Source organism: Acidobacteriota bacterium, assembly GCA_012729555.1.
Taxonomy (GTDB): Bacteria; Acidobacteriota; UBA6911; order UBA6911; family UBA6911; genus UBA6911.
On sequence record JAAYCX010000055.1, the window covers coordinates 1 to 15,379 of the forward strand.

13 protein-coding genes, 1 tRNA gene and 2 rRNA genes are annotated in these 15,379 nt (G+C 65.3%); 13 read left to right on the forward strand and 3 right to left on the reverse strand.

The genetic code is table 11. The annotated features are described in order from the left end of the window. The 7 genes from GXY47_10560 to GXY47_10590 all read left to right on the forward strand — a co-directional run. A 23S ribosomal RNA gene (locus GXY47_10560) occupies positions 1-228 on the forward strand; the annotation flags it as partial. A gap of 82 nt (positions 229-310) precedes the next feature. After that, positions 311-427: ribosomal RNA gene (gene rrf / locus GXY47_10565) — 5S ribosomal RNA — on the forward strand. A 129-nt stretch (positions 428-556) separates the two neighbouring features. After that, entirely contained in the window at positions 557-2,968 is a 2,412-nt protein-coding gene (gene lon / locus GXY47_10570) for an endopeptidase La (protein ID NLV31584.1), read from the forward strand. Continuing rightward, positions 2,965-3,546 (forward strand): hypothetical protein, encoded by a 582-nt coding sequence (locus GXY47_10575; protein ID NLV31585.1) that lies wholly within the window; start codon positions 2,965-2,967, stop codon positions 3,544-3,546. Before lon ends, GXY47_10575 begins: the two co-directional genes overlap by 4 nt. A gap of 87 nt (positions 3,547-3,633) precedes the next feature. Then, positions 3,634-4,452, forward strand: coding sequence for a PDZ domain-containing protein (locus tag GXY47_10580; protein ID NLV31586.1), 819 nt, complete (start codon positions 3,634-3,636; stop codon positions 4,450-4,452). Positions 4,453-4,539: 87 nt separating this feature from the next. Beyond that, entirely contained in the window at positions 4,540-5,145 is a 606-nt protein-coding gene (lexA, locus tag GXY47_10585; GenBank protein ID NLV31587.1) for a transcriptional repressor LexA, read from the forward strand. An 8-nt stretch (positions 5,146-5,153) separates the two neighbouring features. Further along, the gene (locus tag GXY47_10590) at positions 5,154-5,351 is read left to right on the forward strand and encodes a hypothetical protein (protein NLV31588.1); all 198 of its coding nucleotides are present in this window, start codon (positions 5,154-5,156) and stop codon (positions 5,349-5,351) included. Between the two features lie 170 nt (positions 5,352-5,521). On the opposite strand, the gene GXY47_10595 is transcribed toward GXY47_10590, so the two are convergent. Next, complete coding sequence (locus GXY47_10595; protein NLV31589.1) at positions 5,522-6,487, reverse strand: hypothetical protein; 966 nt, start codon at positions 6,485-6,487, stop codon at positions 5,522-5,524. Between the two features lie 110 nt (positions 6,488-6,597). Here GXY47_10595 and GXY47_10600 point away from each other — a divergent pair, with 110 nt between their 5' ends. From GXY47_10600 to GXY47_10620, 5 genes are all read left to right on the forward strand, one after another. Continuing rightward, complete coding sequence (locus GXY47_10600; GenBank protein NLV31590.1) at positions 6,598-8,373, forward strand: Na+:solute symporter; 1,776 nt, start codon at positions 6,598-6,600, stop codon at positions 8,371-8,373. A gap of 20 nt (positions 8,374-8,393) precedes the next feature. Next, entirely contained in the window at positions 8,394-9,647 is a 1,254-nt protein-coding gene (locus GXY47_10605; GenBank protein NLV31591.1) for a DUF1343 domain-containing protein, read from the forward strand. After that, positions 9,647-10,528 carry a hypothetical protein gene (locus tag GXY47_10610; protein ID NLV31592.1) on the forward strand — a complete coding sequence of 294 codons (882 nt, stop codon included), beginning with the start codon at positions 9,647-9,649 and terminating at the stop codon, positions 10,526-10,528. Before GXY47_10605 ends, GXY47_10610 begins: the two co-directional genes overlap by 1 nt. 46 nt (positions 10,529-10,574) lie before the next feature. Next, positions 10,575-10,651: transfer RNA gene (locus GXY47_10615), tRNA-Met, on the forward strand. Positions 10,652-10,734: 83 nt separating this feature from the next. Beyond that, positions 10,735-11,490 (forward strand): NAD-dependent deacylase, encoded by a 756-nt coding sequence (locus GXY47_10620; protein ID NLV31593.1) that lies wholly within the window; start codon positions 10,735-10,737, stop codon positions 11,488-11,490. A gap of 37 nt (positions 11,491-11,527) precedes the next feature. Here the strand turns inward: GXY47_10620 and GXY47_10625 are convergent, their stop codons facing one another. Further along, on the reverse strand, positions 11,528-13,132 hold the full coding sequence (locus tag GXY47_10625) for an acyl CoA:acetate/3-ketoacid CoA transferase (GenBank protein ID NLV31594.1): 1,605 nt from the start codon (positions 13,130-13,132) through the stop codon (positions 11,528-11,530). 542 nt (positions 13,133-13,674) lie between these two features. Here GXY47_10625 and GXY47_10630 point away from each other — a divergent pair. Next, entirely contained in the window at positions 13,675-14,625 is a 951-nt protein-coding gene (locus tag GXY47_10630; protein ID NLV31595.1) for a primosomal protein N' (replication factor Y) - superfamily II helicase, read from the forward strand. Positions 14,626-14,636: 11 nt separating this feature from the next. Here the strand turns inward: GXY47_10630 and msrA are convergent, their stop codons facing one another. After that, the gene (msrA, locus tag GXY47_10635; GenBank protein NLV31596.1) at positions 14,637-15,305 is read right to left on the reverse strand and encodes a peptide-methionine (S)-S-oxide reductase MsrA; all 669 of its coding nucleotides are present in this window, start codon (positions 15,303-15,305) and stop codon (positions 14,637-14,639) included. Positions 15,306-15,379: the final 74 nt, after the last annotated feature.

Below are 15,379 nucleotides of genomic sequence, written 5' to 3' on the forward strand. Positions count from 1 at the left end.
AACCTCTAGTGCACCAGTTGTCGTGCCAACGGCATAGCTGGATAGCTACGTTCGGACGGGATAAACGCTGAAAGCATATAAGCGTGAAACCCACCTCAAGATTAGATATCCCTCCCCTTCGGGGGCTGAAGACTCCTGGAAGACCACCAGGTTGATAGGCTGGGTGTGGAAGTGCAGTAATGCATGAAGCTTACCAGTACTAATCGGTCGTGAGGCTTGACCATAAAATTTGCCCTGCTTGAAATCCAGGCCTGCGCAAAGGCTGCGGCTGGAAAGACCGTCGTTATCTGATTGTGAGATTTTTCGAGTTTCCGGTGACTCTGGCGGAGGGGTCACACCCGTTCCCATCCCGAACACGGAAGTTAAGCCCTCCAGCGCCGATGGTACTGCATTGGCAACGATGTGGGAGAGTAGGTCGTCGCCGGATTTAAAAATTAAGGGCCTCAGGTAAACTGGGGCCCTTTTTTTGTTACGGGCGTCCGATGGGAATGCGCGGGCTTGCATTCTGACCCCCTCTTGATTACATTGTGCTTGGAAAGCAAGGAGACACACCGCTATGAGTGACAACTTCCCCGGGCGCGACAACGGCGAAAAAGGAGCGGAACAGGAGCCGCGGCTCATACTGGCTTCGGAGGTCCTGCCCGAACACCTCCCGGTGCTGCCCATCCGGCCCCGCCCCCTCTTTCCCGGTTTCCCGGTCCCGCTCGAGATCGGGGCGGAGCAGGTGGGGATCGTGCAGCGGGCGCTCGAATACGCCTCCAAGACGATCGGGGTCGTACTGGTCCGGGACCCCAACGGAAGCGACACTCCCGAAAACCTGCACTCGGTGGGGGTGGCGGCGAAGATCCTGAGGGTGTTCCAGGGGGAGGGGGACAGCACCAGCATCCTGATCAACTGCGTCGAACGGTTCACGATCCTGGACGTCTCGAAAGCCGAGTTCGGCATGACGGCCAGGGTGCGGCATCACGCCCCGTCGGACATGGAAATCACCGAGGAGCTCAAGGCTTACGCCATGGCGGTGATGACGACGCTGCGGGACCTCGTGCAGTACAACCCCCTGCAGTCCGAGGCGATCAAGATGTTTCTGGGCAGGTCCACCTTCGACGACCCGGGCCGGCTCGCCGATTTCGCCGCGAACCTGACAACGGCCAGCGGGGCCGAGCTGCAGGAGGTGCTCGAAACCTTCGATGTGCGGCAGCGCATCAACCGGGTGCTGGTGCTGCTCAAGCGGGAGGTGGAAATCTCCAAGCTGCACGTGGAGATCAACCGGCAGATCCAGGAGAAGATCTCGGGGCAGCAGCGGGAGTTCTTTCTCAGGGAACAGCTCAAGGCCATCAAGAAGGAGCTCGGGCTCGAGAAAGAGGGGAAGACGGCGGAGATCGAAAAATTCCAGGAGCGCCTCAAGGAGCTGACCCTGAACGAGGAGGCGCGCAAAGCGGTGGATGACGAGATGGACAAGCTGCAGTTGCTCGAGCCCCATTCCCCCGAATACACCGTCTCCCGCAATTACCTGGACTGGCTGACATCGCTCCCCTGGGGCAGATTCAGCGAGGATTCCTACGATGTCGACCGGGCCCGGAGGATCCTCGACCGCGACCACTACGGGCTGGCGGACGTCAAGGACCGGATCCTCGAGTTCATCGCCGTGGGGAAGCTCAAGGGTGAGATTTCGGGGTCGATCCTCTGCCTGGTGGGCCCCCCGGGAGTGGGGAAGACATCGGTGGGGAGAAGCATCGCGGACGCCCTGGGACGCACCTTCTACCGTTTCTCCCTGGGCGGGATGCGGGACGAGGCCGAGATCAAGGGCCACAGGCGTACCTACATCGGGGCCCTGCCGGGGAAATTCCTGCAGGCAATGAAGACGGCCGGAACCTCCAACCCCCTGATCATGCTGGATGAAATCGACAAGATCGGGGCCTCCTTCCACGGGGACCCCGCCTCGGCGCTCCTGGAGGTCCTGGACCCGGAACAGAACAACAGTTTCCGCGACCACTACCTGGACGTGCCGTTCGATCTTTCCAACGTCCTTTTCATCTCCACCGGGAACCAGCTCGATACCATCCCGCGGCCGCTGCTGGACCGGATGGAAATCATCCGGCTCTCGGGCTACATCGCCGAGGAAAAGAGGGAGATCGCGCGCCGTTACCTCATCCCGAAGGCGATCAAGGCAAACGGGCTGAAGGCGGGGCAGGTGACCATCCGGGCGGACGCGCTCTCGCAGCTGATCGAGAACTACGCGCGCGAATCGGGCGTGCGGAACCTGGAGAACCTCATCAAGAAGATCTGTCGCAAGGCGGCCATGAAGATCGTGCGGGAGGAGGAGGAGGGGATCGTCATCCGCAAGGAGGACGTGGAGCCCTATCTCGGCAAGCCCGTTTTCACCGCCGACGAGATGTTCGCAAGCACCCCCGGTGTCGTCACGGGGCTCGCCTGGACCAGCATGGGGGGGGCCACGCTGCAGGTCGAGGCGACGGCCGTTATCAGCAAATCCAAGGGCTTCAAGCAGACGGGACAGCTGGGGGCCGTGATGGTGGAGAGCGCCGACATCGCCTACTCCTACGTAATGGCGCATCTCGAACAGTACGGCGCCCGGGCCGATTTCTTCGACGAGCGATTCGTTCATATCCATGTGCCGGCGGGGGCCACCCCGAAAGACGGCCCTTCCGCCGGGGTGACGATGGCGACGGCCCTGCTGTCGATGATGATCCAGAAGCCGGTGCTCAGGAAGATGGCCATGACGGGGGAGTTGACCCTCACGGGGCACGTGCTGCCGATCGGGGGGGTGAAGGAGAAGGTGATCGCCGCCCGGCGCGCCCGCCTCAAGGTCCTCATTTTTCCCGAGGGGAACCGGAAGGATTTCGAAGAGCTCCCCGATTATCTGAAAAAAGGGATCGTGGTGCATTTCGCGGAAACGTTCAAGGACGTGTTCGCCCACGCTTTCCCGAAATCGGCGAAAAGGGACCGATGACGATCCTCGTCGTCGGAGGGCATGCGCGGAAGGTGGGCAAGACGGCGGTGGCGGCGGGCATCATCGCCGCTTTCCCCCGGGCAGGCTGGACCGCCGTCAAGATCAGCCACCATTTCCACGGGGAGGACCCGGACCGCGACGGTTGCCTCATTTCGGAGGAAACGAGCCTCCGGGGGGAGAACGACAGTTCCCGGTTCCTGGCCGCGGGCGCCCGGCGCTCCTTCTGGGTGCGCGTCGACGCGGCGCGCTCCGAATCCTGGACCGCGCGCCTCGAGCCGATCCTCAGGTCCAGCCCCTTTCTGATCCTGGAGGGGAACGCCGTCCTCGATCACCTCCGTCCCGACCTCCACATCATGGTGCTGCGGTACGAGGTCGCCGAATTCAAGGAGAGCGCGCGCGGCTTCCTCGGCCGTGCCGACGCGGTGGTGGTCATAGGGGAGGAGGCATCCGCGCCCCCCTGGGACGGCATCGACGCCGACGCGCTATCCGGTGCCGCGGTGTTCGCGGCCCCCGACCCGCGGACCCTCCCTGCCGGGCTGGTCGATTTCCTCGCCTCCCGCTTTCCCTCCCTGAGCTGACGCCCCCCCTCTCCTGCAATTTTTGGAACCGCCCGCGCGCCGGTGCGTGTATTGAAATTGCGGACAACGATTACACGGGAGGGTGCCATGAACCTGCGTAGATTCCTGTTTTCCTTTATGGCGGCCGGGCTGCTGATTCCGGGAGCGGCGCAGCTGTCGGGAGCCCAGAGCTTTTCCATCATCCAGGAAACCGACGGGGCTTTCCTCGGGATCAGCATGGAGGACGTGGGAGCGGATGCGGTGTCGGTCCACCGGCTCGACCGGCAGCGGGGCGTCGTGGTCCGCTCCGTATCGAAGGGGAGCCCCGCGGAGGCGGCGACGGTGCGGGAGGGGGACGTCATCCTGCAATACGGCCCCTTCCCGGTATGGTCGGCGAGCCAGCTGTCCCGGCTGGTGCGCGAGACCCCCGTTGGGAGGAAGGTCGACCTGGTCGTCAGCCGGGCGGGGAAGACCCTGACCCTGACGGCCACCCTGGGGAAGCGGGGGGGGGCTCTCCCGGACAACTTCCGGGACCGGGTGCCCGACCCGGAACGGAGAATGTTCCTGCTCCCCCGGCCGGGGGAAAGGCGGGAGGAGGCCGAATCGGCCCCGGCGGGAAAACCGAGACTGGGGGTGACCCTCCTTCCCCTGACGGAACAGCTGGCGGAATTTCTGGGGGTGCCGGGGAAAAAGGGAGTCCTGGTTTCCTCGGTGCTCGCGGGCTCCGCAAGTGACGGCCGCCTGAAGCCGGGCGATGTGATCGTCGCCGTCGACGGGAGGGGGATGGCCGATCCGGAAGACCTGACCCGGGCGGTTGCGGGCGCACCGGCCGGAGACATGAGGTTGACCGTCATCCGGAACAGAACGGAATCGATCGTTACCGTTACCCTTCCAGGGGACCCGGATTCGAAGGGCTACCGGCTCTAGGGCGCACCCGCGCGGCCTGAAAATCTGAAAATTATTCATTGACTTTCACCTTTTCGCCACCCATAATGGCGGTGAAATAAAGGTGAAATCATGAAACTGACCCAACGCCAGAAGGAAATCCTGGATTTCATCACCCGCTTCATCGAAGAAAACGGGTATTCCCCAAGCATGGAGGAGATCGCGGCCCATTTTCGCATCGCCTCCCTCAACGCCGTATTCAAGCATCTGGAAGCCCTGGAAATACGGGGCTATCTCCGCAGGGATGCCAACCGGGCGCGCTCCATACAGCTCGCTTCGGACAGCGTCGGGGCGACGGCGCTCCCCCTGTACGGCTATGTGGCCGCCGGGCGCCCCATCGAGGCGATCGCGGCGCCTGAGACGATGCCGGTTCCCGAGCCGTTCCTGCCGAAGGGGGGCAAGGGGTACGTTCTTCAGGTCAGGGGGGATTCGATGATCGAGGAGCATATCCAGGATGGGGACTATGTCGTCATCGAATCGCGGGAAACGGCCCTGCCGGGAGAAACGGTGGTGGCCCTGGTAGACAACGAGAACGTGACCCTCAAGAAGTTCTACCCCGAGGGGAGGCGCGTACGGCTCCAACCGGCCAACGAGAGCCTCGAGGCCATCGTCCTGGATGCCGGAAGGGTAAGGATCCAGGGGGTGGTCACGAGCGTGTTGCGCAGATATCATTAGGGGGCATCATGAATAAGGTCTATTACGTCACCATCAAGGGAAGGACGCTGGAAAGCCGGAATCTCAAACACCTGCTGGCCCGGGCCGTCGCCACCAAGAGGACCATGGACCGCGGGGGCCCGATCGAGTCCCCCCGCCCGGGGTGCCCGTCGCCGGGAACCGGCCCGGACCTCTACGCCCGGTCCTGCCAGGCGGTCGGGGCCTGACCCGGGGCGCCGCGATTCCAGCCGGTTCAGGCGGGTCCCGGCGGGGGCGGGCGCACATTCTTTATGCAAAGCGGTGAGAAACAACCTGTATTCAACCGCTTATACCTGTTAAAAACCTGGCTTTTCCACAGTTTTCCACAAATTCTGTGAATAACCCGCTCGGGCGGCCCCTACTCTCCGCAACAGGGGGCGACCAGGGCCGCCAAGTTTTCTCCCACCCCGGTCAGTACGTCGGAGTTTTCCACCGCGCTCGCCCATCCCGCCCGGATGACGGGCGCCCCCGACAAGAGTCCGACAAAACTCCCGGTCAGGGCCCCGATGGAGGCCGCGGCGTCTCCGGCGTTGACGGCGGCCAGGACCGCGCGGGGAAAATCCCCGGGATATTTCAGGAAACAGTACACGGCGGCGGGAACCGTTTCCATGGCGTCGGAACTCGTCCCGATTTCGAACAGGGCCTCTTCGGGGGGGAGATGGGTGATCTGGGTGGACCAGCGCAGCACGGCGGCCAGATCCCTGTCCAGGTAGGCGACATGATCGGCCGTATCCAGGACCTGGTCCCCCGGTGAGGACCTTTCGCCCGATTGCAGCAGCCGGGCGGCCAGGTAGGCCACGGCCACGGCGGCGGCCAGCGCCCTGGGCTCGGTGTGCGTGATCATGCAGTTGTCGAGGGCCGCCCGCGAGAGGAGACCGGTGTCGCGGCTGAAGAAAATGCCGATCGGGACCATGCGCATCGAGGCCGAGCAGCCGGAACTGAAAACCCCGCTCTTGGTCCAGGGGCGCCCCATCGCCAGGTGCCGGCAGGCCTGCAGCAGGGAGGTCGAGGGAGCCCGGTGCGGGACCATGTCCCGGAACCACGAAAGCAGGGTGTCGGCATGGCGGGCCGGGTCCATCTCCCTGCATTCGATCAGGCACTCGGCCGTGGCCAGCATCGTCCGGGTGTTTTCGGTATAGGAACCGGGCGGCAGGAAATCGTTGGCGTGTTCCGCATGGGCCTGGATGAAATCTGTTATGGGCCCGCCGTAACAATCCGCGATCTCGTCGCGGCTCAGAAATTCCGCGGGCATGCCGAGCGCGTCCCCCACCGCAAATCCCAACAAAGCGCCCACGCAGCGATCCTTGAGAATTTTGGGGTTCATAAGATCCATCCTTTTGTGGAATTATAGCACGCACGAACCGGGGCGTACGGGTGTAGTGAAGGAATGGCGGCAGGCCCCGACGCCCGGATGACTGTCGCGCGGAGGCGAAAATGCAGCTGGGGCTTGTGGACTGGTTGGCGGTGGCGGCCTATTTTCTGTTCAACATCCTGATCGGGCTCTGGTTCCGGAAGCGCGCGACCGCGTCCACGGCGGACTTCTTCGTGGGGGGCCGCAAGGTGAGCTGGTGGCTGGCCGGGACTTCCATGGTGGCGACCACTTTCGCCGCGGACACCCCCCTGGCCGTCACCGGGATGGTGGCCGCGCACGGGATCGCGGGGAACTGGCTCTGGTGGAACATGCTGATGAGCGGCATGCTGACGGTGTTTTTCTACGCGCGGCTCTGGCGCCGGGCCGGGGTGCTCACCGATGTCGAGTTTGCCGAAATCCGTTACGGCGGCCGTCCGGCGGCCTTCCTGAGGGGGTTCCGGGCCCTGTACCTGGGACTTCCCATCAACTGCATCATCATGGGGTGGGTCAACCTGGCCATGGTCAAGATCCTGATGCTGGTCTTCGGCATCGGCAAGGTCGAGGCGCTCGGGATCGTGTTCGCCATCATGCTCTTCACGGCCCTGGTTTCCACCCTCTCGGGGATCTGGGGCGTGCTGGTCACCGACCTGTTCCAGTTCGTGTTGAAGATGGGGATGATGATCCTGCTGGCCTTTTTCGCCGTCCGCTCCGTCGGCGGGATGGAGGCGCTGGTGGAAAAAATCCTCGAGCTCGATTCGGCCCGGCAGGGGGGCGGGTCGATCCTCTCCTTCGTGCCCGAGGTCGGGTCGGTCTGGATGCCGATGCTGACCTTCATGGTCTACCTGGCCGTCAACTGGTGGGCGACCTGGTACCCGGGCGCCGAGCCGGGCGGGGGCGGCTACATCGCCCAGCGGATCCTGTGCGCCAGGGACGAAAAGCATTCACTCCTGGCCACACTCTGGTTCAACATCGCGCACTACGCCCTGCGCCCCTGGCCCTGGATCCTGACCGCCCTCTGCTCCCTGGTCCTCTACCCGTCACTCGCGGACAAGGAGTCGGGCTTCATCATGACCGTCATCGACCCGGCCGTGGTCCCCGCGGCGCTGCGCGGCCTGATGATCGCCGCTTTCGCCGCCGCCTACATGTCGACGATCAGCACCCAGCTCAACTGGGGGGCCTCCTACCTGGTCAACGATTTCTACCGTAGATTCATCGTCCGCCGGAGCGGGGAACGGCACTATGTCCTGGCCTCCCAGGCGGCCACCCTCCTCATCATGGTCCTGTCCTGCGTCGTCACCTATTACCAGGATTCCATCGCGGGGGCCTGGAAATTCCTGATCGCCATCGGCGCCGGCACCGGGAGCGTGCTCATCCTGCGCTGGTTCTGGTGGCGCATCAACGCCTGGAGCGAGGTGGCCGCCATGGCGACCTCCTTCTGCGTCTCCCTTTTCCTGCAGCTGGTCGTGGGGATGGACAACGACGACCCGCTGGACTTCGCCTGGATCGTGCTCCTCACGGTGGCCGCCTCCACCGTCGTCTGGCTCGGGGCCACGCTGCTGACGAAGCCGGAAAAGATGGAGGTCCTGGAGGCGTTTTACCGGCGCGTGCGGCCGGGGGCTTCCCTCTGGGGGCCGGTCGCCGCGGCGGCTTCCGACGTGCCCCGCTCCGGCGGCCTCGCGTTCAACCTGCTCGATTGGTTCTCGGGCTGCGTCATGGTCTACATGACCCTTTTCGGCGTCGGCAAGCTGATTTTCGGAGAGACCCTGCCCGGCCTCGGGTTCCTGGCGATCGCGCTTGCCGCCGGCGCCGTCATCTACCGGGACCTCAACCGGCGGGGGTGGGAAAGCGTGGTCCGGTGACGGGGGGGAAGGGGGGAGAGATGCGGAGAGTCTGGATCGGCGCGGGAGTCCTCATCCTGCTCGGGGCGGCCCTGCCCTGGGTGTTCCGCCTCCCCGGGGAGGAGGGCGCCCGGGTAGTGCAGAACGGCATCGACGTCCTTCGGGAGGGGGGCTTCGCCCCGCTCGCGGGGAAAAGGGTGGGACTGGTCACCAATCACACCGGGCTCGCTTCCGACGGCGTCTCCACCATCGAGGTGCTGCACCGCGCCGGAAACCTCACCCTGGCCGCGCTCTTCAGTCCCGAGCACGGGATCCGGGGGAACCTGGACGATGAGGAGATCGGTTCCTCGGTGGACCCCCCCACGGGGCTCCCGGTCCACAGCCTCTACGGCGGCACGCGCCGGCCCACGGCCGCCATGCTCGAGGGGCTCGACGCCCTGGTGTTCGACATCCAGGACGTGGGCGCGCGCTTTTACACCTATATCACGACGATGGGTTATTGCATGGAGGCGGCCGCCGGGGCGGGGATCCCCTTTTACGTCCTGGACCGCCCGAACCCGATCGGGGGGGTGCGCGTCGAGGGGCCGATGCTCGACCCGGACCGGACCTCGTTTGTCGGCTACATGCCGCTCCCGGTGCGCCACGGGATGACGGTGGGGGAACTGGCGCGCTATTTCAACTCGGTCAAAAAGATCGGCGTCCGGCTCGAGGTGGTCCCGATGCGGAACTGGCGCCGGGACGATTACTTCTGGGATACGGGGCAGCTGTGGGTGAACCCCTCGCCCAACATGCGCACCGTCACCGCCGCCCTCTTCTACCCCGGCGTCTGCCTGCTCGAGCAGACCAACGTGTCGGTGGGGCGGGGGACCGACCGCCCCTTCGAACTGGTCGGGGCCCCCTGGGTGGACCCGCGGCGGTTCGCCGCCCGGCTGCGGGGCGCCGGGATCGCGGGGGTGGAGTTCGTCCCGGTCCACTTCACCCCGGAGGCGGGCCCGAACCGGGGGCGGAAATGCGGCGGGGTGAGCCTGGTGCTCGGGGACGGGAAAGGGCTCGAATCGGTAAAGCTGGGCTTGACTCTCATGGCGGTTCTGCAAGAATTGTACCCTAACAAATTTGAAATCGACAAGGCGATGGCGTTGCTGGGGAATGCCGGGGTCCTGAAGATATTGAAACAGGGGGGATTCCCCCCGGAATCGGCCCTGGAGCGCCACCCCGATTTTCTGAAATTTCTTGACCGGCGCCGGGCCGCTTTGATTTATCATCTACCATCGGGGCAAGGCAGAGGGGGGGAGTGATGGCACCGGCGGTGCGCAGGAAGAAACGAAAGGACGAAATCCAGGTTTCCGTCGGTCCCTTCCGCAGCCTGGCGGACTACAAGGCGTGCGAGGACATCCAGCGCGAAGTCTGGAACATGCACGATATCGACATCGTTCCCGCCCCGCTGCTGGTCGAGGCCGGACGGAGCGGCGGCATCCTGCTCGGCGCCACGAGCAGCCTGGGGGACCTGGTCGGCTTCGTCTTCAGCCTGGCCGGGCTCGTCGGACTCCGGCCGATCCAGCACTCCTTCATGGTGGCCGTCCGGGCCGCCTACCGGAATTTCGACGTCGGGTACAAGCTGAAGGCGGCCGAGCGCCGCGAGGCGCTCAAGCGGGGGATGAAATGCATCACCTCCTCTTTCGACCCCATGCAGCCGGCCCAGGCCTATTTCGCGCTGGGAAAACTGGGTCAGAGAGCGGAGGCCTACGAAGAGAACTTCCACGGTGAAACGACCAGCCTCCCCGACCGGGGCCTGCCGACGGACCGGGTGCTGACGCGGTGGGACCTCGAGGACGCTGCCGCCGTGCGGCGCCTGGAGCAGGGGCCGCCGCGGCGCGACCTGCGCCGTGAACTGAAAGCCGCGACCGTAATCAACCAGCTGGCGGAGACGGCGCCGGGGCTGCTCAGCAGCACGCCGGTCAAGCTCAACTGCACCGCCGACCGGTTCCTTTTCGAGATCCCCTACAATCTGCAGGAGATCAAGAACCGCGACCTGGGGGTCGCGCTTGAGTGGCAGGGAAGGATGCGGCAGGTGTTCCGGCACTATTTCAGGAAGAACTACGCCGCGGTCGATTTCTGGGTATGCGAGACGGACGGGCAGCTGCGCTCCTTCTACGTGCTGGAGCGTCGGGAGGGCTGATATTTCTTGACTCCCCGGGCCCGCGCGCCTATAATGTCCTCATCATCGCGGGGTGGAGCAGTCTGGTAGCTCGTTGGGCTCATAACCCAAAGGTCACAGGTTCAAATCCTGTCCCCGCAACCAAGCCTTCATATCCAGCCACCCTTTCGGGTGGCTTTTTTTTGCTTCCGGGCGGGCGGGAGTGTTTCCCGCGAGGGAGGTGTCCGGTGCGTGAGAATTCCATCGACGCCATTGTCCGGCGGATCGGGCCGTCGGCCCGCGTCACCGTGCTGACGGGGGCCGGGGTATCGGCAGCGAGCGGGGTGCCGACCTTCCGGGGGAAGGACGGGCTCTGGAAGTCGTACGCGGCCGAGCGGCTGGCCACCCCGGAGGCCTTCGCATCCGATCCGCGCCTGGTCTGGGAGTGGTACGACTGGCGGCGCACCCTGATCTCCAGGTGCCGGCCGAACGGGGCCCACCGCACCCTGGCCCTCTGGGGCAGGCGGTACGAGGGGTTCCGGCTGATCACCCAGAACGTCGACGGGCTCGACGAGAAGGCGGGGTCGGAGGGCGTCATCCGGTTTCACGGGTCGATCTGGGAGGTTTTTTGCCTGGACGGGTGCGCGAGGTCCCCGAGGCGGTGGGTGCTCGACGAGGCGCCCCTCGGGCACATCCCCCCATCCTGCCCGTGGTGCGGGGGGCTCGTCCGGCCGGGGGTGGTCTGGTTCGGGGAGGGGATCGATCCGGAGGTGCTCCGCCGGGCGGACGCGGCCCTCGATTGCGATCTCTTCCTGGCCGTCGGGACCTCGGCCCTGGTCTATCCCGCGGCCGGCCTCGTCGACGCGGCGCGCAGGCGGGGGGCGTTTACCGTGGAGATCAACAGGGAAGCCACGCCGGCCACGGGGCGGGTCGACCTGGCGGTCCAGGGGGGCGCGGAAGAGGTTCTCGGGCTGCTGGAGCGGCGGCTGGGCGGGCGGGAGTGAAGACGCGGGCGCCCGGACGGGCGCCCGCGGGTGCCGATCACTTCTGCGTTTTGGCCTCGATGATCCCTTTGAGTGCCCCCCACTCCTCGTGGAAGATGTGTTCGGGCATCGGGCGCAGGTCGGGCGAAATCTCCGGCCTGAAGTCCATGTGGGCCAGGATGTCCTTTTCCAGGTCGATCCCCGGGGCGATCTCGATGAGGGTGACCTTGCCGTCGACGAGCTGGAAGACGGCGCGCTCGGTGACGTACAGGATGGTCCTCCCCTTGGCCGCGTACTTGCCGCTGAAGGTGATCTGCTCGACGGCGTCGATGAACTTCCTGCGGTTCCCCTCCTGGAGGATCCTCACCTTCCCGTTTTCGGCCGCCACCTTGAGACCGCCGGTGGTGAAGGTGCCGCAGAAGACCACCCTCTTCGCGGTCGTGGTGATATTGATGAAGCCGCCGCACCCGATCGGGCGGCCGCCGAATTTGCTGACGTTCACGTTGCCGAACTTGTCGATCTCGCCCATCCCCAGGAAGGTCTGGTCGATGCCGCCGCCGTCGTACCAGTCGAACATGTTCGGGTGCATGACGAAGGCCTCGGGGTTATAGGTCATGCCGAAGTTGGGCCAGCCGGCGGGGACCCCGCCCACCGCGCCCGCCTCGGTCGTCAGCGTCATCATGTGCGAAACCCCCTCGTGCCCGGTCAGGGTCGCCATGCGGTCGGGGATGCCGATGCCGAGGTTGACCACCGAATTCGGTTCGAGCTGCATGGCGGCGCGGCGCAGGATGAACAGCCGTTCATCGAACGGGAGTTTCGGCAGGGCGCCGAGGGGCATGATGACGTCGCCGCTGAAGGCCGGCTGGTAGTAAACCCCTTCGCTCTGCATGTGGAATTCCTGGGGGTTCTTGGCGATGACCACGTAGTCCACCATCACCCCGGGCACCTGGATCGACTTGGGATGGAGCGTCCCCGCCTTGGTGACGTATTCCACCTGGGCGATGACGATGCCGCCCGAATTCTTCGCCGCCTGCGCCACCGGGAGCGCTTCCAGGAAGGCCCCCTCCTTGTCCATGGAGATGTTGCCGTGTTCGTCCGCCTTGGTCCCGCGGATCAGCCCGACGTGGATCGGGAACGGCTTGTACCACAGGTACTCCTCCCCGTTGAAGGTCACGACCTCGTTGAGGTCGGGCGCCTGCCGGGTCAGGTCGTTCATCTTCCCCCCCTCGACACGGGGGTCGACGAAGGTGCCCAGCCCGATCTTGGTCATCACCCCGAAACGCTTCGCGGCGATCTCGCGGTACATGTGGACCACCACCCCCTGGGGGAAGCAGTAGGCCAGCATCTTGTTGTTCTGGATGAGGGCGCCGATGTTGGGCGATCCGTGCGTGTGCGCGCCGATGAAGCGGGTGACCAGCCCCTCGATGCCGATCACGTGCGGCCCCTTGTCCTTGTGGTTTCCCATGGCGGACCCGCAGACCAGGGTAAGATCCTTCGGGTGCTTCGTTTCCTCGTAACGCTTGGCGATCGCCCTTCCTATCTCCTCGGGCCATCCCGCCAGGCCCATGATGGGCGCACTGATGGTCACGCCATCCTGTATGAGAGCCGCGGCCTCCTCAGCGGAGATGACCTTGGATCCGCCGGATTTTGAAACATCGGCCATTTCTGTCTCAATCATCGAACTCCCCCTTGCTCATCGAGTTATCGTTACACTCAATTCTCTGAAATATTGCAGTTTGTCCACACATATGTATTTGCGGGGATATGCAGCGCGTCCGGCAACTCCCGGGGAAGGAGCGGCCCGGTTGCCGGCCGATCTTCCCGCCCGATATTGCACTCCGGGCGTACCCGGAGATTACCGCAAATGGCTCACCATTGTATGCTAAAAAGAGCATCCGCCAAATGGTAAAGTTGGGGTCGGGGCCGATTTGAAGGCCGATTCCTGTTGCCATTCGGCCGCAAGGGTCCGAAGATATCGGGTCCCGGGGAGCGGGGGCGCTCTGGGGAGCGGGGGCGCTTCCCGGATTCCGAATTCACTATAGGGCTTACGATCCTATGCATTCCGACAATCCAGCGACGGGGCCCGGTGGGTCCGGCCCGACCGTATGCCGTCGGTGCGGGGCCGAACTCCGGTTCGAGCCGGGGACGGCCGAGCTGCGCTGTTCCCACTGCGGGGCCGCCCGCCCGATTCCCCCCGGAGGGGGGGTGGAGGAACGGGACTACGCGGCGGCCCTCGAGCGCTCTGCCCGGGAACGGGAGGCGGGGGAGGTGATCGAGGTGTCGTGCGACCAGTGCGGCGCCCGGACCGTCGTGCCGGAGCACCAGACCGCCGGGCCCTGCCCCTTCTGCGGCCGGCCGATGGTCTACGGGGATGCGGCCCGCAGGATCCGGCCCGATGCCGTCCTTCCGTTCGGCCTGTCCCGCAGACAGGCCGTCGAACACCTGAGAGGCTGGATCGCCCGGCTCTGGTTCGCGCCGGCGGGACTGGGGCGCCACGCGCGGATCGACGACGCGGTTACGGGACTCTACGTCCCCTTCTGGACCTACGACGCCCGCGCGCACACGCGGTACGTGGGGGAGCGGGGGGAGCATTATTACACCACCGAGAACCGGACCGTCCGCGAGGGGGGGCGCACCGTAACCCGGCCCCGGCGGGTGCGGCATACACGCTGGAGCCCGGCGGGCGGGAGCGTGGAGACGCGGTTCGACGACATCCTGGTCCATGCGGGGAAATCGCTGCCGGAGCGGTACGCCGCACTCATGGAGCCGTGGGACCTGGCCGGACTGGTCCCCTACTCGGACGACTACCTCCGCGGCTTCCGGGCAGAGGCCTACCAGGTGGGGCTCGAAGAGGGGTTCGCCCGGGCCAGGGGACTGATGGCGCCGGCGGTGGAATCGGCCGTCCGGAGCGATATCGGGGGGGACGAGCAGCGGATCCATTCGACCGACACCGAATATTCCGACCTCACCTTCAAGTACCTCCTGCTGCCGGTCTGGACGAGCGTCTATCGCTTCCGCGGCAGGGCCTATCCCATCGTCATCAATGCGCGGACGGGCGAGGTCCAGGGGGAACGCCCCTACAGCGCCTGGAAGATCGCCGGCGCCTCGCTCCTGGCTCTCGTCGCGGCGCTCTGCCTCCTTCTCTGGCTCCGCTGATCCCCGCCCTCTTACCCGGTTCCCTTGATCTTATCCCTGAAGATCTTGCGGAATTTCTCGATCTTGGGGGTGATGACGCTGCGGCAATAGGCCTTTTCGGGGTTCCGGTCGTAGTAGTCCTGGTGGTAGTCCTCCGCCGGCCAGAATACCCCGCGGGGGACGATCTCGGTGACGATGGGCCGGTCCCAGATGCGCTCCGCTTCGAGGCGCGCTTTCAGCTCCTCCGCCAGGGCTTTCTGCTCCCCGTCGTGATAGAAGACGACCGAGCGGTATTGCGGCCCGACGTCGTACCCCTGGCGGTTCGGCGTGGTGGGGTCGTGGGTCTTCCAGAACACCTCGAGCAGTTCGGCGTAGGAAATCACCGCCGGGTCGTAGGTGATCTCGACGGCCTCGGCGTGCCCCGTGTCCCCCCCGCTCACCTGTTCGTAGGTGGGACGCTCCACGTGCCCGCCGCTGTAGCCGGAGACCACCCGCTCGACCCCCCGAAGCCTTTCGAAAATCCCCTCGGTGCACCAGAAACAGCCGCCGGCGAAGGTGGCCGACCGGAAGCGTGCCTCGTCTCTTTTCTCCATATCCGCGGATCCTTTCCCCCGCGCGGCGGGGAGCTTGTCCGCCCCTGGGCCGCATCCGATGAGGCCCAGGACGACGGTCAGGACGGCAACGCGGGTGCGCAGTCTCATGGAACCCCCCTCCTTCCCGGCCGACTTCGGCCTGAAACAACATAAGATCCCGGACCCCGGATTGCCAGCGGGGG